This is a genomic window from Bartonella sp. Raccoon60 (assembly GCF_002022585.1).
GTDB lineage: Bacteria > Pseudomonadota > Alphaproteobacteria > Rhizobiales > Rhizobiaceae > Bartonella > Bartonella rochalimae.
In genome coordinates, this window is sequence record NZ_CP019786.1 from 986,352 (window position 1) to 1,007,800 (window position 21,449).

Consider the following 21,449-nt stretch of genomic DNA (forward strand, 5'->3'; position numbering starts at 1 on the left):
TGTCCATGATATTTTGGAATATAGCCTTGTACTCATAGTGAGTTTAAGCGCTGTTTTTTCTGCTTTCTTTTCCTTTTTAAATCATTTTTAAGGTATATTTTTGAAAGTTAATGCTTCATCTAACAATGAAAGTGGTTGTTTTGTCCTCAAAACTGCTTGTGCTTCTTTTTCATCGTGTTGCATTTGTGCCACCAAAGCTTCCAACCCATAAAATTTTTCTTGTCTTCGTAAAAACTGCAAAAAAGAAACCGTACAATTTTCACCATAAAGATCACCATCAAAATCAAATAAATAAGTTTCTAGTACTGGTACTCCATTACTAACAACAGTTGGCCGACATCCAAAACTTGCAATACCATCATATAAAGTACCATTAGCACGACGGAATCTGACCGCATAAACACCGTGTGCTAAACCCGTCTGAGGAAGCAAAAGCTGATTGGCTGTAGGAAACCCTAATCGCCGCCCAAGTTTTTCACCTTGTATAACATTTGAGCGCACCCGATAGTGATAACCTAGCAAATGAGCTGCTTGTGATACTTGTCCTTTTAATAAGAGCTTCCTAATAAAACTTGAAGAAACCGTTTGTTGTTCTGCAGTACATAAACAAGGAATTTGCACCACTTCAAAACCATATTCTTCACCTCTTTGACAAAGAAAACGAATATTTCCACTCTTTTGACAACCAAAACGAAAATTTTCTCCTGTTACCACAGCAGAAACATCAAAAGTTTTTTTTAAAATTACAGTGATGAATTCATCGGATGAAAGAGCAGAAAATTGTGCATCAAAAGGTTGCTCTATTACTCCATGAAAACCAAGAATTTTAAAAATTTCAGCTTTTTCAGCAGCTTGCGTTAAACGATCAACAGAAGTTGAACCTTGAAAAAAACTTTTTGGATGCGGTTCAAATGTTAAAACAAGGGCCGGTCTCTTTTTTTCACGTGATAAATCAAGAGCTTTTTGTAAAACTACTTGATGACCAAGATGAACACCATCAAAATTACCAATCGCGAGCACCGCACCACGCCATGCTAAAGGAAGAAGATTACATTCCTGTAGACGCAAAAAATCAAACATTACTGAAGCATCCACATCATTGCGTGTGGCTGGTAACCATAACGATCGAAAAAGGCATGCAAAGCTTCTTTATTCACAATACCATTGCGACTATAACCATGATGATGAATGCCCCCCATAATATAAAGGGAATCAAGACCAAAACGAATCGCTCCTTTAACATCGGTTAAAAGCCCATCACCAATAGCCAAAACTCGGTTTTTATCCACTATTCCACAAATTTTCTGTAATTTTTTAAAAGCACACTCATAAATTGGAGCATGAGGCTTTCCAGCAATACGCACTTCACCTCCTAATTGTTGGTACAAACGCGCTAAAGCACCAGCGCACCAAATTTCTTGATCTCCACAATGAACAATAATATCAGGATTCGCACAAATAAAAGGTAAATTCCTTTCTCGCAAACGACGAAACATCTCTTCATAAGCTTCTGGTATCGCCTCTAAATCTTCAAGAAAACCACTACAAATAATTGCAGAAGCTTCTCCTTCTTCAACCAATTCGCAAGATAATCCTTCTAATAAAACCAAATCACGTTGTGGACCAATGAAAAAAACTTTACGTGGCACAGAGCAAATAAGATCACGTGTTACATCACCTGAAGTGACGATTTCATCATAACACTCTGTATCCACTTGCATCATTTGTAATTGGACCACCACATCTTCTTTTGGTCGAGGAGAATTTGTCAATAAAACAACACTTTTCCCCATTTGTCGAATTTTTTGCAATGCTTGCACTGCCGATTCAAAAACCTGCACACCATTGTGTACAACACCCCAAATGTCACAAAAAACAGCATCATATTGCCCTATGAGAGGATCGATATGTGTGAGTTCTTTCATAAATACACCTGTTGATGTGTTCGATTTTTTTAGGCTATCTCTTATGTTTGTATATCAATATGCCAATTCTTTTATTTTAAATATATTGATCTCTCTATATTTTAAAAATTACAAACAGTATCATAAGCCTAAAGAAGAGGATTTTCAAACTCTCTCTTATAAAACTCTATACAATGTTCCTTTTTCTTGAAAAGATTTCTATTCATTTTTGGGATTCTTCTATGTCCTTTGTGCAAGACGACCAGAAATTGTTTTGAATATTAAAAAAATCAAAGAACAAGTTAACTCCCTAATATAGTAAAATAAGTCATTTATATAAGATAAATTTATCTTATAATAAGAAATATTTTTATTTAAAATATTATAAAAATTTTTATAATATGTTTTATAGAATAAAATGTAAAATGGTATGATTTTATATAGAATTTTACTTCCTCTATTCTTTCATCTCTTTTAAACGAAGAGCTTATAAGAGGTAATTTCTTCATAAAAAAGTACTAAATTAACAAATAAATAAAATTCCTTTTATAAAATTATACAATTCTCTCTATAAAAAATAGTTAGTTGCTTTCTATCCATGAGAAAAAAGCCATAGAAATGTCATCAATGATGCAGATATGCTCTTATTGACAGAAAAACAAATATCATCATAAAATACTCTATAATATATTTACCATATTTTATTATTGAGAATAACTATTATATTCTCCCTTATTACAAACCCGATATATCCTCATGAACCTGATTAAAAAATTTATAACAGTAGCTTCTGGAACTCTCACAAGCCGTTGTTTTGGCTTTGTCCGTGAAATGCTCATGGCAGCAGCTCTTGGAACAGGTCCTGTATCTGATGCGTTTAACGCTGCCTTTCGCTTTCCTAATACCTTCCGTCGTTTTTTTGCTGAAGGAGCCTTTCAAACAGCGTTTGTTCCTCTTTTTTCTAAAAAAATCACAGAAAATGGATCAGAAAACGCATGCAAATTCGCAGAAGAAGTGTTTGGTGTTTTATTTTCATTACTCTTACTTCTCACTATTGTTATGGAATTGAGTATGCCTTTTTTGGTTCGCACACTGATTGCACCAGGCTTTGCAGAAGATGCTACAAAATTTAACGCTACAATCCGTTTTACTGCTATCATGTTCCCCTATTTAGCATGTATGTCTTTAGCAGCAATGATGGGAGGAATGTTGAATGCACTCCAACATTATTTTGTTGCAGCTATTGCCCCTGTTTTTCTAAATATTATCTTGATATGCGTACTCACCTATGCTTGGATCTATCAACTTGATACTTGGCATATTGGATTAAATCTGTCCTGGGGGGTAACAGTATCAGGTCTCGTCCAATTAGCTCTTATAACAATAGCCTTACGGAAAAGCGGAATGAAGCTTTCCTTCCGCCTACCTCATTTTAGCCCCAATGTCCGTCAACTGTTAATTTTAGCCTTCCCTGCTGCTATCACAGGAGGAATTACACAAATTAATCTATTGATCAATACTAATATCGCTTCTAGCCAATCAGGTGCGGTTTCTTCTCTTGTTTATGCTGATCGTCTCTATCAATTGCCCCTTGGAGTAGTCGGTATCGCTATTGCTACGGTTCTTCTCCCCGAATTAACAAAAGCACTACGCAACAAAAAACACACAGATTCTGATGAATTACAAAATCGCGCAATTGAGTTCTCTTTATTTTTAACTTTCCCTGCATCGGTTGCTTTTCTGCTTATCTCTAATCCCATTATCAGCCTTCTCTTTGAACGAGGTCAATTTACCAGTGCCTCAACAAACAATGTTGCTCAATTGGTTCAGCTTTATGGAATTGGTCTTCCAGCTTTTGTACTCATAAAAGTTTTTATTCCTAATTTTTTTGCTCGCGAAGATACAAAAACACCCATGATTTTTGCAGGCATTTGTGTTTTTATCAATATCAGCCTAGCCTTAACATTATTCTCATGTTTGTCAGCACGAGGTATTGTCATTGCTGAAATTACTGCCGGCTGGGTTAACATCTTATTGCTGTGTGGCACTCTCCTTAAACGAGGCTATTGGAAATACGATGCACAACTAATAAAGCGAATAGCATCTCTCATAATCGCCTCTTTCTTCATGGCTCTCACTTTGTATTACTCCATCAGCTTCTTTTCCGCGCCTTTATCACCACAGGCATCATTTTTCTTGCGTGCAAGCTCCTTAGCAGGATTACTTATTATCGCAACATCAGTTTATTTTATTATTTGTCTTTTATTTGGAACAAATTATTTGTCATTCTTACGTAAAAATGTGAAACAGCACCTCTAATATTTCTATTATTTTCAGAAATATATTTTATCACAATATATTTAGCATATAATATAATATCATAAGAAAGAGAAAGGCCTTTTCTATGGATACCTTTACACCTCTTGTTTTTTCTGGTGTACAACCGAGTGGTCATCTGCATCTTGGCAATTATCTTGGAGCCATCAAACAGTGGGTAGATCTGCAAACATCCTATAAGTGTCTCTATTGTATTGTCGATATGCATGCCCTGACCATTAATCCAGATCCACTTAGTTTGGCAGAGTCTACTTATATGATGACAGCGGCCTTTTTAGCTGCCGGCATAGATCCTCAAAAACAAATTATTTTCAACCAATCACGTGTTTTTCAACATGCGGAATTGGCGTGGATCTTTAATTGTATTGCACGTATCGGCTGGCTCCAACGCATGACACAGTTCAAAGATAAAGCAGGAAAAAACCGTGAACAAACATCCCTTGGACTTTTTGCCTATCCAAGTTTAATGGCTGCTGATATTTTAATCTACCACGCAACACATGTGCCAGTGGGAGAGGATCAAACACAACATATTGAATTAACACGCGATATTGCACAAAAATTCAACAGTATTTATGCTGATCGTATTGCAAATTTAAATTTTGGTATTTCTATGCCAAATGGTGAAAAAAATGAACAAAATTTTTTTCCAATGCCAGAGGCTATTATTAACAAAACAGCCATGCGTATTATGTCTTTACGTGACGGCACAAAAAAAATGTCAAAATCAGATCCTTCTGACTTTTCACGAATTAATTTGATCGATGATGCTGATCTTATCGTACAAAAAATACGCAAAGCAAAAACCGACTCCACTCCTCTTCCTGATACGCTAAATGATTTACAAGAACGTCCAGAAGTTAATAATTTATTGGGCATCTATGCTTCTTTTGCTGAAATCAGCAAAGAAAAAGCACTATTAGAGTTTTCAGGAAAACAATTTTCACTTTTTAAATCAGCTTTAGCTGACCTCATCGTCCATAAGCTAGCACCAATAACACAAGAATTGCACCGTCTATATCAAGAAAAAACCTATATTAATTCTGTCCTGTTTGATGGTGCACAACGTGCAAGTCTTTTAGCAGAAAAAAATATGAAAAAAGTTCGTGAAATTGTCGGTTTTGTGCACAATATATAGAAGAAAATAGCTAAACTTTAACCTTTGAAATTAGAAATAAAATGACATGCTCTCTAAGCGAAAAAGTCAAGAAATAAATCATAAACGAAAAATTTTGGTGATCATTGATGAAACACCTGAATGTCGGCGTGCTGTGATTTTTGCTGCACAACATGCTAAAAACACGAACGGTACCTTAATTTTGCTCTCTATTATTGACAACTCAAGATTTCAGCCTTTCCTGGGTGTCGACAAAGTTATGCGGATGGAATCAGCAGCACACGTCTGTGTAATCCTAGAAAAAATAGCTGATGATGTGCGCACTACTCAAGCTCTTGAAGCAGAAACAATTATGCGTGAAGGAGAAAAAATTAATGAAATTTTTAAACTAATTAATGAAGATCAGGATATCGCCCTCATTGTTTTAGCTGCAAGTTGTCATACAGAACGACCAGGACCGCTTATCCAATCCATTGCTTATCGGGGAAGTACTTTTCCTGTCCCCGTTACTATTATTCCAAGTGATCTCCCTGAGGAAGAAATTAAAGTTGTTGCCTAGAAACAATACTTCTATATGAATTCTCTTCTGCAACTGTAAGTAATGAAAGAGTAATATATGTTTATTCAAACTGAAAGCACACCGAACCCTACGACACTTAAATTTTTACCAGGTCGTATTGTCCTTCCTCAAGGAACCCTGGAGTTTCACAATCGCGAAGAAGCTGCTAAAAATTCTCCTCTTGCGGCAAAATTATTCAATATTCCAAATATAAAAAGCGTTTTTCTGGGATATGATTTTATTACTATAACTAAAAATGATGGAGAGTGGCAACATCTTAAACCAGCGATTTTAGGTACAATTATGGAACATTTTCTCTCCAATGATCCTGTTATCACTACAGAAGCCAATCTGCCTAATAAAGAATTTTTTGATGAAAAAGATACTGATATTGTTGTTGTCATCAAAGAATTGCTTGAAACGCGTGTACGTCCAGCTGTAGCCAATGATGGGGGTGATATCACCTTCTGCGGCTTTGAAAACGGGATTGTTTACCTCAACATGAGAGGTGCTTGTGCTGGATGCCCTTCTTCAACAGCAACCCTTAAACATGGTATTGAAAATCTTTTACGGCATTTTATTCCAGAGGTATTAGGTGTTGAAGCTATGCCGCAAAATACTGTACTGTAAAAGAATATTCACTAAAAAATTTGGAACTAAATAGCAAATTTATAATATGATTTAATGTATCCTAAATCACAAACATTGCACTTTATAAAAAAGATTGTAAAAAATATTTCATAAATGCAAACAATGAAAATCGCTGATATTTTTTAAAAAAATTGGAAATTAAAAAAGATGAACGGCTCATAAGATACATCTATTTTTAAAGTATAATATTGCTTTGCTCATTTAACTGTCTATAATTTTTAAGCTTTATATACAAAGAACGAGTTATCATGTGATCTTACAACTTTGATTTTGGTATTTTGGGCCTTTTCAACAGTAGGAAAACATTGTTCATAGCTAAACAGATAACAATCTAAAAGTATTATCTGAGTTCCATTAATACTGATTTTAAAACGCACTTTTTCTGCAGATCATCAAGGATAAGAGTTATTAATATTTCTGAACTTTTCAGAGGATGTAAACTAAATATCTACCTATTAATAAGATCTCTTATCTTCAGATAACTTTAGATCTCTCAAAAGAAGTGCTGCACCTACGATATATAATTATTATATTAATGTATAACTTTTTGATAAATTAAAAAACACTAAAAAATGATAAATCGCTTAAGAAAGGATTCAACTAAAAGGGTCCCAAATATAGCAGATAAATAAAATAGCGAAAAGAAAAATACTTTTTTTGCCATAACAACTGTTTCATCATATCCTTTAGCTTTCCATAAACGATAAGAAAGATAGATAAAAATAGTGCTTAAAATTGTTGAAAAAATACCATAGATAATACCTGAGAAACCTATAATATAAGGTCCAATAGCGCATATTGCCATAATAATCGTATAAATCAAAATCTGGTTTTTCGTCGATTGCTCTCCTCGCATATTAGGCATCATAGGAATACCCGCTACATCATAATCAAAAGATGAGAAGAGAGAAAGAGACCAAAAATGTGGCGGAGTCCACATAAAAATGATTAAAAATAAGAGGAAACTCTCAAAACTTACTGTACCTGTTGCAGCTGCCCACCCAATCATTGGCGGAAAAGCTCCAGCTGCACCACCAATCACAATATTTTGAGATGTTATAGGCTTTAACCAAATTGTATAAATAACAACATAGAAGAAAATTGTAAAAGTAAGAAAAAACGCCGTAAACCAATTAATGAAAATTCCCATAATCAAAACTGAGAATATAGAAAGAGCTAAACCAAAAATAAATGCTTGCCTACGGCTGATTTTACCAGTCGGAATAGGACGCTTTTGGGTACGTTTCATCATCGCATCAATATCAGATTCATACCACATATTAAGCGTTCCCGCACCACCACCACCTAAAGCTATACACAAAATAGCTAAAAAAGCATGCAGCGGACTCATAGCACCAGGTGATAATATTAACCCAACCAGAGCTGTAAATATAACAAGCGACATAACTCGCGGCTTCATCAATGTAATATAATTACAAATCTTAGCTACTATCGAGCTTAATTTACCATTTTTAACCAGTAATTCTCTTGAAACAGACATTCCGTCAAAGAACCTTTTTCATCTATATTACCCACAAACAAACATTGTCTAAAATATAGGAAGAACCAATTAGTGTTACAGTTTTTTAAAGAATGTACAATACTCTTAATTTGACACATACCTAATGTAGATTAGAAATAACTGTAATAAGAGCATACTTTTTAATTGTATTCAAGAAATGTACCACAAAACACTCTACCAAATATCATATATCAAACACTAAAAGACTATGTTTTCATCAAATACTAACCATTTTAAATTTCCATTTTTGTTGCATATCTTACGAACTCATATCTTCGAAAAAACCTGACTTTATAATTATTTTATCAAAAAAATCAAAATTTTACTTTTCATGAAAAGCTATACACAATAATATGATAGCGATTCGGGTAGGGCTTTTTATGACACTTTATCAATTTCTCAAAAAAAACTTTTTTAGCATTCTTATTTACGCATTTTGCAATGTCTTCGCCAATCACGTTATTGCACAAACACCCAATACGCAAAGTGTTCCTGCTCCACAAACCTATGGTGCATGGACAAAAATTTGTTCTTTGCCACCAGGCACGCCCAACGTACAATGTGAAATTGTCCAAGAGGTTCGTACACAAGAGCGTCGCGATATTACCTTTCGTGTAGCATTTCAAAAATTGCCTCAAAACCAAGGGGTTTTGATGCGTGTTTTTGTTCCAATCCGAGTTGAATTGCAGTCTGGAGTTAGAATTAAAATTGATAATGAAAATATAAGAAGAATGGAATATCGTCGTTGTTTAGGTAATAATTGTGTTGCTGAAGCGCTTCTTAAAGAAAATGCAATACAACACTTTTTAGAAGGTAAAGTAGCAACCTATATTATCTTTACAACTCCTGAACAAGGAATCGGAGCTCTAATTGATCTTAATGGTCTTAAAGAAGCCTATGTGACTTTGTCATCATAAATACTCCCCCTATAAATAAAATAGTTTTTGCTTTTAGCTCCACAAATAAAACAAAATGGACAAATTTTGAGTACCAACAAAATAGGATAATCACTATGAAATCGCTGATTGACCATTTTGATATTTCTTCACAAAAAGTACAATCACTTGTACAAGAAGCGCTTCATAAGGCTGATGATGGTGAACTTTATCTTGAATATACAGAAAGTGAAGTTCTTCTATTTGATAATGGACAACTTAAAAATGGTTCATTTCACCAAGATATAGGATTTGGTTTACGCGTGGTTGCCGGAGAAACCACTGGATATGCTTACTCTGATGAACTATCAGCCGCCGCACTTAAACGTGCGAGTGAAACAGCTAAAACTGCAACCTATAATAATCATGCGGGACCTTATAGTGCAGCTCCTGAGCCGACAAGCAAAAGTCTTTATCAATCCCAAAGTCCTCTTGTTTCTCCATCATTTGAAGAAAAAAGTGCACTTTTGCAAAAAATTGATGCATATTTACGTGAAAAAAATGACAAATTGCATCAAGTAACTGTTGCTCTTTCTGGTTCATTACAGCATATTGAAATTTTACGAGCTGATGGACATCTTGTTCGTGACATTCGTCCTCTCGTACGGCTCTCTATATCCGTAGTTGCTGCCGATGGTAATCGACGCGAAAATGGTTCCTATGGCTGTGGTGGACGACAAATGTTTGACCAATTCATTTGTGAAGAGAACTGGAAAAAAGCTGCTGATGAAGCTTTACGAATAGCCTTAATCAACCTAGAAGCAGAAGAAGCACCAGCTGGAACATTTGATGTTGTATTAGCCAATGGATGGCCTGGTGTTATGCTTCATGAAGCTGTTGGACATGGTCTGGAAGGAGACTTCAATCGTAAAAAAACATCTGCTTTTTCTGGACTTTTAGGCCAACAGGTTGCTGCGCAAGGTGTTACCATTGTTGATGATGGTACAATCCCTGGATGCCGTGGTTCACTCACAGTTGATGATGAAGGAACGCCATCAAATCATAATGTTTTGATTGAAGATGGAAAACTCGTTAATTATATGCAAGATAGACTAAATGCTCGACTGATGGGAATGAAACCAACTGGAAATGGACGCCGTGCATCCTATGCACATGCACCAATACCGCGAATGACCAATACAATAATGTTGAGTGGAGATAAGACACCTGAAGAGATTTTATCCTCATTAAAAAACGGTATCTATGCTGTTTCTTTTGGTGGCGGACAAGTCGATATTACATCTGGAAAATTTGTATTTGAATGTACCGAAGCTTATCGAGTAGAAAATGGGAAAATCATGGCTCCAATCAGAGGTGCAACCCTTATTGGTAATGGACCAGATGCTATGAAACGCATTACAATGATTGGTAATGATAGCAAACTTGATAATGGCGTAGGAATGTGCGGCAAAGCAGGACAGAGCGTTCCTGTTGGTGTGGGACAACCTCATTTGCGAATTAATAATATGACAATTGGTGGAACAGCAGTTTCATAGAATGAATTGAATATACTTAATCTGGAAATTTCCCAATTTTATTTAAAAAAGCCTTTTTATTGTTCAGCTAAAGCTTCCAACTTTTCTTCGTTTTTTGTTTTCTTAAAGTTGCAACAATTTCAATATGAGGTGACCATAAAAATTGATCAATTGGTACAACTTTTTCAATTATATAACCACCAGCAACAAGAAGTGATAAATCACGAGCCAATGTAATAGGATTGCACGAAACAGCTACCACACGTGCTACCGTTGTCTTGGCCAACTCATTTACCTGCTCCTCTGCTCCAGACCGTGGTGGATCAAAAACAACACTATCAAAGCATTCAAGCTCCTTTGCAGAAAATGGACGACGAAATAAGTCACGTTTTTCACAAACCACTGTCTTTAAACCAGTAGCAATACGTGCTGCCTGATCAAGGTTAGCTAGAGCTTCTCCATTGTTTTCTATTGCATGAACATTCATCTTTTTCGCCATGCGTAAAGTAAAAGTCCCTACTCCTGCAAATAAATCAGCAGCATTTTTTGCTTTTTTTAAATGAGCTAAAATAATCTCACCCATAACAGTTTCCGCTTCAAAAGTTGCTTGAAGAAAACCACCAATAGGAAACTCAACACAAACATCTCCAAAGTGGATCACCGGTTTTTCTTGTTCAACTAAGACCTCACCTTCAATGGATAAACGTGTAATTCCACATGAAAGAGCTACACGTATCATTTTTTGACGAGTAAACTCATTTTGGACAACACAATTACTTAAAGCAACATCAAAACCGTTTTCGACAGCTGTTACTGTTACATGAAACCGTTTGGCGTTATTTCTTAAAAGAGCACATATAGCCCTAATATCATCCAATTTAGACAAAATCTCTGAACGAGTAACTGGACATTCTTTAATAGCTATAATGTCATGAGATCGATAACGATTAAAACCAACAATATGGTTTTTTTGAATCACAGATGCTGTTAAAGTAACTTGTCGACGAGTATAATTTCCACATTCAATTAATGAAGAAATAACAGCATCAAGACCATATCTTTTAAATGCATCAACAACCAATTGCCGCTTCCAAGAGCGATAAGCATCAAAATGCCAATGCTGAAGCATACATCCTCCACATATCTCAAAATGTTGACAAACAGCATCAACACGCTCTAGCGATTTCTCTTTTAGAGTAATAGGTGTACCGTATTTTCCATGAAGGGCAACATTAACAACCTCTCCAGGCAGAGTAAAAGGTACAGAAATTGAACCCTATGCTGTTTTGGCAATACCATGACCATTCACGCCAACATGATCAATTACAACATCACTGCTCACTTTTTTCTCCGAATAACAAATATTCTAAATTACCATCACCACCTGTAATAGGTGAAGGAAGTAAACCTTTTGCTGTCCATCCTATTTGAGTATTCAGCCAATCAAAAAGTTCTTCAGCAACTCTTTTAGCTACTAACGGATCTTTTAATATTCCTCCTTTACCAATACCCGCTCGACCAACTTCAAATTGAGGTTTTACCAATAAAACTGCTTGAGCACTCTTTTTTGTTAAAGATAAAACCGATGGTAATGCAAGTTTAAGAGAAATAAAACTGACATCTGATACAATAAGATCAATCTCATGACCATTTAAATGTTCCTGTTTCAAATCTCTAACATTCAGACCCTCTAGTAAAGTTACCGCATCGTTACCAGATAAACGAACATCAAATTGATTGTGACCAACATCAAGAGCAATGATATGAGAAGCGCCTCGTTCTAAAAGAACTTGTGTAAAACCACCCGTCGATGCACCAACATCAATTGCAGTAATTTTATTTGTCATCACAGGAAACACATCAAGTGCATAAAGAAGTTTCAATGCTGCACGAGATACATAACTTTGCGCAGAATCAGAAACCGTAATCGTCGCGTCATCAGGAATCATTTTTCCAGCTTTAAAAACAATTTCTCCATTCACTTTAACTGTTTTTCGTGCCACTGCATCACGTGCCCGTGAACGCGTTACAAAAAAAAATTTCAACTAAGAGAACATCCAGTCTTTTTGTGACTGCCATATTTACACTCGAGTTCGCGATATAGGCCGAGGTTTACGCCCTAAAGCACTAAAAACGGCATTAATAATACCTGTCGCATCAAGCCCAATCTGTGAGAGAACTTTATCTGGCAAACCATGATTTAAATATTCATCAGGAAACTTTAAGGTACGGACTTTTAAGCCATGCTCTAAGAGTCCTTCTTGTGCCAAAAACTGTAGTAAATGCGCTCCAAAGCCACCTATTGCTCCTTCTTCAATTGTTATTAAGACTTCGTGCTCCCGCGCTAACCGACGCATCAAATCCTTATCCAAAGGCTTTGCAAATCTAGCATCTGCAACAGTCGTAGACAATCCTTCTGCCACTAATTCATCAGCTGCAACCAATACTTCAGACAACCGTGTCCCAAAACAAACCAGAGCGATTTTACTTCCTTCACACAAAAGACGCCCTTTTCCAATTTCAAGCAATTCACCCCTCTGCGGCAAATCCATACCAACACCCTGACCACGGGGATAACGAAAAGAAATAGGTCCTTGATCATAAGCTGCCGCTGTACGCACCATATGCATAAGTTCAACTTCATCAGAAGGTGCCATAACCACAAAATCAGGAAGAGTTGCCAAAAAAACAATATCAAAACTCCCCGCATGCGTCGCACCATCTGCTCCAACAAATCCTGCTCTATCAATAGCAAAACGCACCGGTAATTTTTGGAGTGATACATCATGAACAATTTGATCATAAGCACGCTGTAAAAAAGTAGAATAAATCGCAACAAAGGGTTTATATCCCTCACATGCAATCCCTGCAGCAAAAGTTACAGCGTGCTGCTCAGCAATGCCGACATCAAACATCCTTTTTGGAAATTTTTTAGAAAAAGAGTCAAGCCCTGTTCCATTTGGCATTGCTGCCGTAATACCAACAATTTTATTATCATGTGTAGCCTCCTCTATTAAAGCTTGAGAAAACACTTTAGTATAAGAAAGAGAGCTACTTTGTGCTTTAACTTGTTTACCTGTAATGACATCAAAACGATTAACACCGTGATATTTATCAGATGATGCCTCTGCGGGTGGATACCCTTTCCCTTTATGCGTTACCACATGCACTAAAACAGGACCATCAGGGCATTCACGAACATTTTTCAAAACAGGTAACAAATGTCCAAAATTATGACCATCTATAGGCCCAACATAGTAAAAACCAAGCTCATCAAACAAGGTTCCCCCAGCAAAAAAACTACGTGCAAATTCTTCTGAATAACGTGCTTTCTCCGAAAAGAATTTTGGTAACTTTTTGCTTAAAATCTTTACCCGTTCACGCAAACTGCGGTAAGATGGACGTGAAACTAACCGTGCAAGATGAGCGCTCATAGCGCCTGTAGGAGATGCAATAGACATATCATTATCATTAAGGATAACAATCAAACGTGCATCCAAAGCACCAGCATTATTCATCGCTTCATAAGCCATACCTGCAGATATAGCGCCATCACCAATCACAGAAATAATGTTGCGTTTTTCTTCAGCTTCCAATGCACTAACCATTGCCATACCAAGACCTGCCGAAATAGAAGTGGAAGAATGGCCAGCACCAAATGGATCATACACACTTTCCGAACGCTTTGTAAAACCTGATAGACCACCCTCTTGACGTAATGTGCGAATTCTATCTCTGCGACCCGTTAAAATTTTATGAGGATAGGTTTGATGCCCAACATCCCAAATAATCCTATCATCAGGGGTATTAAAAACATAATGCAGTGCAATAGTGAGTTCAACAACACCAAGCCCTGCCCCAAGATGACCGCCTGTTACAGAAACTGCGTCAATTGTCTCGGTGCGCAATTCATGAGCCAACTGTAGCAAATCAGACTCCGGCAATGCTCGCAAATCTTGCGGTAAATGAATCAGATCAAGCAGTGGCGTTAATGGGCGAGACAAAAAGAACTCCTTATATTATCAGTATAGAGCAATCAATTATGCTATCTTGTTCCTTCGATATCTTTTTAGAATTCATACCTTAACAGATGTTTCAATTGCTGGTTCTTTATAAAAAATGGTCCTGTAGAACAGAATATAAAACATAAATAATGACGTAGATATCATGATGTATACGAATATTCAATGAAGTGTAGATAGCTCTCATCATAAGAGTCTTATACACTGCATAAATAATATTTTTAACAATCACTTATGATCAAGAATAAAAGACAATATGGATATACACAATGCATGATAATTATGTAGATATAATTACAATTATACCCATATGTTTTGATGTTTCATATACGCCCTTTTGACTCGCTTATGTCAAGAAATGAGATTAACAAGTTTATTGCATATAAGCCTTTTGTACTTCTTGTACTCAAAAAATAAAAAATGACTTACATCATTCAGGGTCTAGTGGTTCTACCCCTTCGGGTTTTCCCTCATCTGAAAGTTGAATTTTTTCAACTTTAGCTTCAGCTACTTTTAATAACTTATCACAATGATTTTTAAGAGCTTCACCACGTTCATAAATATCAATCGATTGTTCCAAAGGAACATCTCCACGTTCTAAATTTTCGACAATCGCTTCAAGCTGTTTTAGCGCTTCCTCAAAACTCAACGTAGCAATATCCTCTTTTTTCGTGCCTTGCTTCATATAATCCTCACAAGATGTCTGTTCTAGATATGCGAATTCCAAAACCTTCTAAACCAACATAATGACGTTCCTTAGAAGCATAAACAATAACAGAACTAATCCCTAAATGTCTCAAAATTTGTGCTCCTAAACCAATTTGGCGCCACTCTTTTTCACGTTCAATCGCCTGCATATGATTTTCTAAATCTCTTTTTGTTATTTCCTGATTATCAATAGCTGATTGACAATCAACACCAACAAATCCTCCTCGCAGATAAACAAATACACCCCGTTTTTCTTTTTCTACCATACGACGCATAATAACTTCAATATTTGAAGCTTGACCAAAAACATCATTCAAAATGTTCTCACGATGCAAACGTACTGGAATATCCTCACCATCACGGATATCACCAAAAACAATCGCAACATGTTGAACTCTCTCCCAAGGCAGTTGATAACTTTGAACCACAGCTGGCCCTACGAATGTTTCAATTTGCATTTCTCCGACATGTTTTATTAGCGTCTCTTTACACTGGCGATAAGCAATAAGATCAGCAACTGTTATTGTATGCAACTGATGATCTTGCGCAAATTTTATAACCTCATCTCCATGTTTAACACTGCCATCATCATTGACTAGTTCACCAATCACACCAACTGGTGACAAACCAGCTAATTTACATAAATCAACCGCAGCCTCAGTATGTCCTGATCGCATCAAAACACCACCCTCATGTGCAATTAAAGGAAAAATATGTCCCGGACGCACAAAATCATTAGCACTAGCATTTGGATTAGCAAGATTACGCACTGCTAATGTACGATCGTGTGCTGAAATCCCTGTTGTTATTCCATATTTAAAATCAACAGTAACAGTAAACTTGGTACAATGCATTGAATCATTATCTGATACCATAGGAGTTAAATTCAATCGTTGCGCTTTCTCCTTCGGCAAAGGAGCACAAATAATACCGGATGTATAACGCATAATAAATGCCATTTTTTTTTCTGTACAATGGACAGCAGCAACGATTAAATCACCTTCATTTTCGCGATCATTATCATCCATAACCACAACAATTTCGCCGCGTTCAAAAGCCTGAATAGCAGAAACAACCTTTTTCTGATTATACATTATTGCTTTTCCTTCCTATACAACCAATTTGATCGCAATTCCTCAACTAATGATCAGCAATAGCACAAGAAACTATTGATTCACTAAAAATAATAATCCGAATCGCAACACTCGTTCGTGATAACATCTACGTTTTTACCATCAACATCAATTGAACAATAAAAAGCTAAAATCAATAATATGGGCTTAACTATAAAATACACAAAAATCGGCTATTTCCTTGATATTCTTTTTATAATATCGGTTAAAAATGTAATTTTTATCACTTATCATTCGCATTTCAGCTATATTTCCTTCACTGATCCAACAGGTAACAGCATAGCCTTCACAAATTTTATATCCTAAACTGTATTCATTAACATTTAAAATGATACAATATGCTGATCAAGTCTTGCATAAATTAAGTTTTCCTAACCATAATGAAACATTTTCTGCAATAATATCAATGGAAGTAGTTTATTTATATAATCAGTGAAAACATTTCATAAGCAGAAAATGTAAAAAAGGATTATTATCGACCTCTGACCACTTCCATCGACCACAATTATTGATTAGGGATAATCACTATCACCGCCCCCCAAACAATCAAATCAAGAATAATTTTGCGTGCAAATATACCTAGCGCAACATGCTCTATTATTTCAGCTGTTGCAGTACGCTCACCATTATAACAATAAAGAATTTCATATTTAACATCATATATAAAACCTGCATAACTTAGATAATAATAATTAACTATTATATTATAATCTTCTAATCACTGATCTGTACCCTAAATAAATATTGAAACTAGCATTCCTATTGTTACTCATGTTATAGCATCAACCTGAGTAATAACTCCTGAAAGAACTTCTACCTGACTTAATTCTTGACGTTATGCTTTAATTTTGATTGTTCTGCTCACCATTATCAAGATATGACTGAATTTCTGTAAAAGTGAAAATAATCCCTAGAGAACAATCCTAAATAATGTACTCAACGCACAACTTAACTCCATATTCTCATACCATATTGTCACACGAAATAAATGATCAATGTATAGGCGATATGGAAACAGTCTCATTTTTTAAATATACAAAACCACAGCACACAAAATACAGATAATCAAGTACATTAATCTGCAAGCAAGATCATCTCACTTAAGACTATTATTAACCATTTCAACTGTAGTCAAATTGTTACTGATAAAGTAAGCTCACCCCTTACTCTTTAATAACAGAAATATCTGGTGCATCAACGGCTTTCATACCTATAATATGATACCCTGAATCTACATGATGTACTTCTCCCGTAACAGAACGAGATAAATCTGAAAGAAAGTATAGCGCAGAATCACCAACCTCTTCTATTGTCACTGTACGACGTAAAGGAGCATTATACTCATTCCATTTAAGAATATAACGAAAGTCACCAATACCGGAAGCAGCCAACGTTTTTATAGGCCCTGCTGACAAAGCATTAACACGAATATTCTTCGGTCCTAAATCTACAGCTAAATATTTTACGCTAGCCTCAAGAGCAGCCTTAGCAACCCCCATCACATTATAGTTAGGAACAACTTTCTCAGCACCATAATAAGTCAATGTTAAAATCGAACCACCACCTGACATCAACTTTTCTGCACGCTGTGTAAGAGCTGTCAAAGAATAAACAGAAATATTCATTGTCATCATAAAATTTGATTCGCTGACATCAATGTAACGACCGCTTAATTCATCTTTGTCAGAAAAACCAATAGCATGAACTAAAAAATCAAGCTTACCCCATTTTCTTTCTATTTCATTAAAAACTGCATCAATAGATTTACTATCAGATACATCACAATGACCACAAACAATTCCTCTTACTTCTTCGGCCAAAGGTTCAACACGCTTCTTCAATGCTTCACCTTGATAAGTAAAAGCAAGCTCTGCTCCTGCAGCACTTGCTGCCTTAGCTATTCCCCATGCAATAGATCGATTATTGGCCAACCCCAAAATTAGACCACGCTTACCGCATAATAAATTATTACTATCAGCCATTAACATTGCCTCATCGCAACAAAAAATTAATATTACCCACTTGCCTATGGCACAGGTAAACTTTTTCTTCAAGCAGTTGGTTTAAAATCAAATCAAAACTATAATTTCGTCTCATAAGCAATCTTAACTCTTCTCCATTTGCAAGAACTGTTCTAATGCAGGATCCTTTTTGGGTAACATGATACGAACATGCACATAAAGGTCATCTCTTTCTCCATTTTTTAAATGAAGTCCTTTCCCTTTTAGCCGTAAAACACGATCAGAACTTGACCATGCAGGAATTGTTACAACGACGCGTCCTTCTAATGTCTGAATTTCCTCTTTTGTTCCCAACACAGCGTCTTTAAGAGGAATTGGCAAATCAAGATGAAGTGCCCTTCCTTCAACTCGTAAACGAGGATGTTTTTGGATGTGAATCGTTACCAACGCATCCCCTGATTGTCCATACGGAACTTTCTCTCCCTGACCTTTTAAACGGATAGTTTGCCCATCTTCAACATAAACCGGAAGCTTAATTTTTAGTTTTTTGCCATTAGGAAAAATTGTTTCCACCTTTTCTGCACCAACCATCTGTTCCAAGGTTACAGAAAGACTAGCCCGAATATGAGCTCCTTGTTGAGACTGATTATGTTGTGTAGAATGCGAAAAACCTCTTCCTTTTCCAAATAAATCACGAAAAATATCGCTTGCGTCAAAACCTACACCACTTGAAGAACCAAAGTCAAACCCTCCTGTACTTCCTGAAAAAGGATTATGTCCTTCTCTAAAATGTCCTCCAGCGCTATAAGCTTGATGGAGTGGTTTTCCTTCTGCATCAATTTCACCCCGGTCAAATTGTATTTTTTTATCTTTATCTCCTATAATTTCATAGGCTTGATTCACTTCAGCAAACTTTTCTTTAGCCTTCACATCACCCATATTATGATCTGGATGATATTTTTTCGCTAGTTTTCTGAATGCAGATTTAATCTCTTGCGGTCTTGCGGTGCGCGCCACACCTAGAACTGTATAGGGATCACGCATATTGTCTTCTTTCCAGTTTTGTCATTTTTAATATCAACCGGTATATTTTTAGTAATTTTATTCTTGAATCAATTTAACTAAAGTAATTTCTACTTTATCTATATGTTTATAAATAAATGGAAATACCATATGGAATAAATATTTTTATACCTAACATAATGTATTGCAACTCATACTAAAAACCAACATCATTAAAAAACTATGATAAAAATATGTAATATTATTAATTTTTCAAAATAAAAAGAGCAATCTTTTGTTAGCTGATATAAAAAACGACTCTGATAATCCTTCATTCATGCTAATTGATAAAAGTCTATTATGAACAATACAACACAAAAAAATGATAACTTTGTACAAATACAAGATCCCTTTGTACTCTTTACACAGTGGCTTGAAGAAGCAACAACAAGCGAAATCAATGATCCAAATGCTATGGCTTTAGCAACAGTAGATACAACAGGCTTACCTAACGTTCGCATGGTTCTTCTCAAAGATTTCAGTTCTAGAGGATTTATCTTCTACACAAACTACGAAAGTTGCAAAGGACAAGAAATTTTAGCATCAATGAAAGCATCCTTAGGCTTTCATTGGAAATCACTCCGTCGTCAAGTTCGAATCAGGGGAAACGTTGAAAAAGTCAGCACTGAGGAAGCAGATGCATATTTTCAATCACGTCCACGTGGAAGCCAAATTGGCGCATGGGCATCTAAACAATCTCAAATATTAGAGAACTGCTTTGCTCTTGAAAAAGCAATCACCGAATATACCGCACAATATGCTGCAAAAAAAATCCCACGCCCACCTCACTGGTCTGGATTTTGTGTAAACCCTCTTTCTATTGAATTCTGGCGTGATCGCCCATTCCGTTTACATGATCGCTTACTCTTTACACGAGACTCTATTAAACAAAACAGCTGGAAGAAGCAAAAACTCTATCCTTAATTCTTAAACTCTCAAAACAATACGTTTCCTGTTTATATGATAACAAATTTCTACTTCATAGATTATTTTATATTGTCATAAATATCACAAAATCACAGAATATAATATCGCGGAGATTTCTCCGCATACCAAACCAACAAAGATCAAAAAACCAACAAACGAATTGGACTTGAAAAGTCGTAAACATTGTAAATTATTGTCAATATCAATAACTTTAATTTGTATAAACATATGGATCGCTGCGATAAAAATCCCTAAAAAACTCAGAATAGGAACTTGAGCCAAATAAAATGCCAAGCTGGTTAAAATCACAAAACCACCATATAAAAATATCAATGCATATTTCGTTTTTTTACCAAAGAGAAGTGCCGTAGAACGAACACCAACAATCACATCATCATCTTTATCTTGATGAGCATAAATTGTATCATATCCTATCGTCCATAGAATTGAGCCTCCATAAAGTGCTATTGGAGCCCAACTTAAACTCCCATGTACCGCAGCCCATCCCATTAATGCTCCCCAATTAAATGCAATACCTAAAAAAAATTGCGGCCAATTTGTTATACGTTTCATAAAAGGATAAAGTATAACTGCTACCAGTGATGAAAGACCTAAAAAAAAAGTAAATTTATTAAATTGCAATAAAACACCTAGGCCTATAATACATTGTATCAATATAAAAATTTTTGCCTGAAACCGACTCACTTGACCAGTGGGCAATGGGCGAGAACGTGTTCGTTCTATTTTAGAATCAATTTCTTGATCAACAAGGTCATTCCACGTACAACCTGCACCCCGCATAGCTATAGAACCTACGAAGAATAAAAAAAGATACCAAATCCAATTAATAACACTCGACAAAATAGATAATTGTGATATCTCACAAGAAATAGCCATAGTTGTTGACCAAAAACAAGGCCACATCAATAGTTTCCATCCAATAGGCCTGTCCCATCGAGCTAATTGAGCATATAGCCATAAAGAACAAGGAAGAAAATTATAAACCCACTGTTTTGGCACTGCATCCATAACTCGTCCCTGCTTATCACAGGACTGAATATGCAAAATATCTTTACTTTTTTTCATTAAATGATTTCACCTTTTAGACTTGCAATAGAAATATTTCATTCTTATGA

General features: G+C 35.8%; 16 protein-coding genes and 2 pseudogenes. 7 read left to right on the top strand and 11 right to left on the bottom strand.

What is annotated here, in order from left to right; genetic code table 11:
* Positions 1–87 precede the first annotated feature (87 nt).
* Together Bra60_RS04355 and Bra60_RS04360 are read right to left on the bottom strand one after the other, a co-directional pair.
* Entirely contained in the window at positions 88–1,080 is a 993-nt protein-coding gene (locus tag Bra60_RS04355) for a bifunctional riboflavin kinase/FAD synthetase (protein WP_078688727.1), read from the bottom strand.
* On the bottom strand, positions 1,080–1,925 hold the full coding sequence (locus Bra60_RS04360) for a TIGR01459 family HAD-type hydrolase (protein ID WP_078688728.1): 846 nt from the start codon (positions 1,923–1,925) through the stop codon (positions 1,080–1,082). The genes Bra60_RS04355 and Bra60_RS04360 overlap by 1 nt, the downstream gene beginning before the upstream one ends.
* Positions 1,926–2,660: 735 nt before the next feature.
* Here Bra60_RS04360 and murJ point away from each other — a divergent pair.
* From murJ to Bra60_RS04380, 4 genes are all read left to right on the top strand, one after another.
* Entirely contained in the window at positions 2,661–4,223 is a 1,563-nt protein-coding gene (gene murJ / locus Bra60_RS04365) for a murein biosynthesis integral membrane protein MurJ (RefSeq protein WP_078688729.1), read from the top strand.
* Positions 4,224–4,308: 85 nt separating this feature from the next.
* On the top strand, positions 4,309–5,379 hold the full coding sequence (trpS, locus tag Bra60_RS04370; protein ID WP_078688730.1) for a tryptophan--tRNA ligase: 1,071 nt from the start codon (positions 4,309–4,311) through the stop codon (positions 5,377–5,379).
* 46 nt (positions 5,380–5,425) lie between these two features.
* A complete protein-coding gene (locus tag Bra60_RS04375) occupies positions 5,426–5,917 on the top strand; it encodes a universal stress protein (RefSeq protein ID WP_078688731.1) in 492 nt (163 codons plus the stop codon).
* 57 nt (positions 5,918–5,974) lie between these two features.
* Positions 5,975–6,547 carry a NifU family protein gene (locus Bra60_RS04380; RefSeq protein WP_078673881.1) on the top strand — a complete coding sequence of 191 codons (573 nt, stop codon included), beginning with the start codon at positions 5,975–5,977 and terminating at the stop codon, positions 6,545–6,547.
* 586 nt (positions 6,548–7,133) lie between these two features.
* Here Bra60_RS04380 and cyoE read toward each other — a convergent pair.
* Positions 7,134–8,069: a heme o synthase gene (gene cyoE, locus Bra60_RS04385; protein ID WP_078698102.1), complete on the bottom strand. Its 936-nt coding sequence runs from the start codon at positions 8,067–8,069 to the stop codon at positions 7,134–7,136.
* 401 nt (positions 8,070–8,470) lie between these two features.
* On the opposite strand from cyoE, the gene Bra60_RS04390 reads away from it, so the two are divergent.
* Both Bra60_RS04390 and tldD read left to right on the top strand, forming a co-directional pair.
* A complete protein-coding gene (locus Bra60_RS04390) occupies positions 8,471–9,007 on the top strand; it encodes an invasion associated locus B family protein (protein WP_078689053.1) in 537 nt (178 codons plus the stop codon).
* Between the two features lie 95 nt (positions 9,008–9,102).
* On the top strand, positions 9,103–10,521 hold the full coding sequence (tldD, locus tag Bra60_RS04395) for a metalloprotease TldD (RefSeq protein ID WP_078688733.1): 1,419 nt from the start codon (positions 9,103–9,105) through the stop codon (positions 10,519–10,521).
* Positions 10,522–10,588: 67 nt separating this feature from the next.
* Here tldD and Bra60_RS04400 read toward each other — a convergent pair.
* From Bra60_RS04400 to Bra60_RS04430, 7 genes and pseudogenes are all read right to left on the bottom strand, one after another.
* Positions 10,589–11,842, bottom strand: a pseudogene (locus Bra60_RS04400) (class I SAM-dependent RNA methyltransferase).
* A pseudogene (locus Bra60_RS04405) lies at positions 11,832–12,579 on the bottom strand (TlyA family RNA methyltransferase). The pseudogenes Bra60_RS04400 and Bra60_RS04405 overlap by 11 nt, the downstream one beginning before the upstream one ends.
* Before the next feature lie 2 nt (positions 12,580–12,581).
* A complete protein-coding gene (gene dxs, locus Bra60_RS04410; protein WP_078688734.1) occupies positions 12,582–14,504 on the bottom strand; it encodes a 1-deoxy-D-xylulose-5-phosphate synthase in 1,923 nt (640 codons plus the stop codon).
* Positions 14,505–14,952: 448 nt separating this feature from the next.
* Entirely contained in the window at positions 14,953–15,207 is a 255-nt protein-coding gene (locus tag Bra60_RS04415; RefSeq protein WP_035007081.1) for an exodeoxyribonuclease VII small subunit, read from the bottom strand.
* Positions 15,208–15,214: 7 nt separating this feature from the next.
* Positions 15,215–16,327 (bottom strand): 3,4-dihydroxy-2-butanone-4-phosphate synthase, encoded by a 1,113-nt coding sequence (gene ribB, locus Bra60_RS04420; RefSeq protein WP_035007080.1) that lies wholly within the window; start codon positions 16,325–16,327, stop codon positions 15,215–15,217.
* A gap of 1,199 nt (positions 16,328–17,526) precedes the next feature.
* A complete protein-coding gene (gene fabI / locus Bra60_RS04425) occupies positions 17,527–18,345 on the bottom strand; it encodes an enoyl-ACP reductase FabI (protein ID WP_035007079.1) in 819 nt (272 codons plus the stop codon).
* A 123-nt stretch (positions 18,346–18,468) separates the two neighbouring features.
* Complete coding sequence (locus Bra60_RS04430; protein WP_078688735.1) at positions 18,469–19,368, bottom strand: DnaJ C-terminal domain-containing protein; 900 nt, start codon at positions 19,366–19,368, stop codon at positions 18,469–18,471.
* Positions 19,369–19,686: 318 nt separating this feature from the next.
* Between Bra60_RS04430 and pdxH the strand changes: the two genes are divergently transcribed.
* The gene (gene pdxH / locus Bra60_RS04435; protein ID WP_078688736.1) at positions 19,687–20,310 is read left to right on the top strand and encodes a pyridoxamine 5'-phosphate oxidase; all 624 of its coding nucleotides are present in this window, start codon (positions 19,687–19,689) and stop codon (positions 20,308–20,310) included.
* An 84-nt stretch (positions 20,311–20,394) separates the two neighbouring features.
* Here the strand turns inward: pdxH and ubiA are convergent, their stop codons facing one another.
* On the bottom strand, positions 20,395–21,399 hold the full coding sequence (gene ubiA, locus Bra60_RS04440) for a 4-hydroxybenzoate octaprenyltransferase (RefSeq protein ID WP_078688737.1): 1,005 nt from the start codon (positions 21,397–21,399) through the stop codon (positions 20,395–20,397).
* Positions 21,400–21,449: the final 50 nt, after the last annotated feature.

Bases quoted from the DNA above. Each gene is read 5' to 3' on its own strand.
- Bra60_RS04380 (WP_078673881.1), top strand. From the start codon at position 5,975: ATGTTTATTCAAACTGAAAGCACACCGAACCCTACGACACTTAAATTT.
- Bra60_RS04355 (WP_078688727.1), bottom strand. From the start codon at position 1,080: ATGTTTGATTTTTTGCGTCTACAGGAATGTAATCTTCTTCCTTTAGCA.
- Bra60_RS04390 (WP_078689053.1), top strand. From the start codon at position 8,471: ATGACACTTTATCAATTTCTCAAAAAAAACTTTTTTAGCATTCTTATT.
- trpS (WP_078688730.1), top strand. From the start codon at position 4,309: ATGGATACCTTTACACCTCTTGTTTTTTCTGGTGTACAACCGAGTGGT.
- Bra60_RS04430 (WP_078688735.1), bottom strand. From the start codon at position 19,368: ATGCGTGATCCCTATACAGTTCTAGGTGTGGCGCGCACCGCAAGACCG.
- Bra60_RS04360 (WP_078688728.1), bottom strand. From the start codon at position 1,925: ATGAAAGAACTCACACATATCGATCCTCTCATAGGGCAATATGATGCT.
- cyoE (WP_078698102.1), bottom strand. From the start codon at position 8,069: ATGTCTGTTTCAAGAGAATTACTGGTTAAAAATGGTAAATTAAGCTCG.
- Bra60_RS04375 (WP_078688731.1), top strand. From the start codon at position 5,426: ATGCTCTCTAAGCGAAAAAGTCAAGAAATAAATCATAAACGAAAAATT.
- pdxH (WP_078688736.1), top strand. From the start codon at position 19,687: ATGAACAATACAACACAAAAAAATGATAACTTTGTACAAATACAAGAT.
- tldD (WP_078688733.1), top strand. From the start codon at position 9,103: ATGAAATCGCTGATTGACCATTTTGATATTTCTTCACAAAAAGTACAA.
- murJ (WP_078688729.1), top strand. From the start codon at position 2,661: ATGAACCTGATTAAAAAATTTATAACAGTAGCTTCTGGAACTCTCACA.
- Bra60_RS04415 (WP_035007081.1), bottom strand. From the start codon at position 15,207: ATGAAGCAAGGCACGAAAAAAGAGGATATTGCTACGTTGAGTTTTGAG.
- fabI (WP_035007079.1), bottom strand. From the start codon at position 18,345: ATGGCTGATAGTAATAATTTATTATGCGGTAAGCGTGGTCTAATTTTG.
- ubiA (WP_078688737.1), bottom strand. From the start codon at position 21,399: ATGAAAAAAAGTAAAGATATTTTGCATATTCAGTCCTGTGATAAGCAG.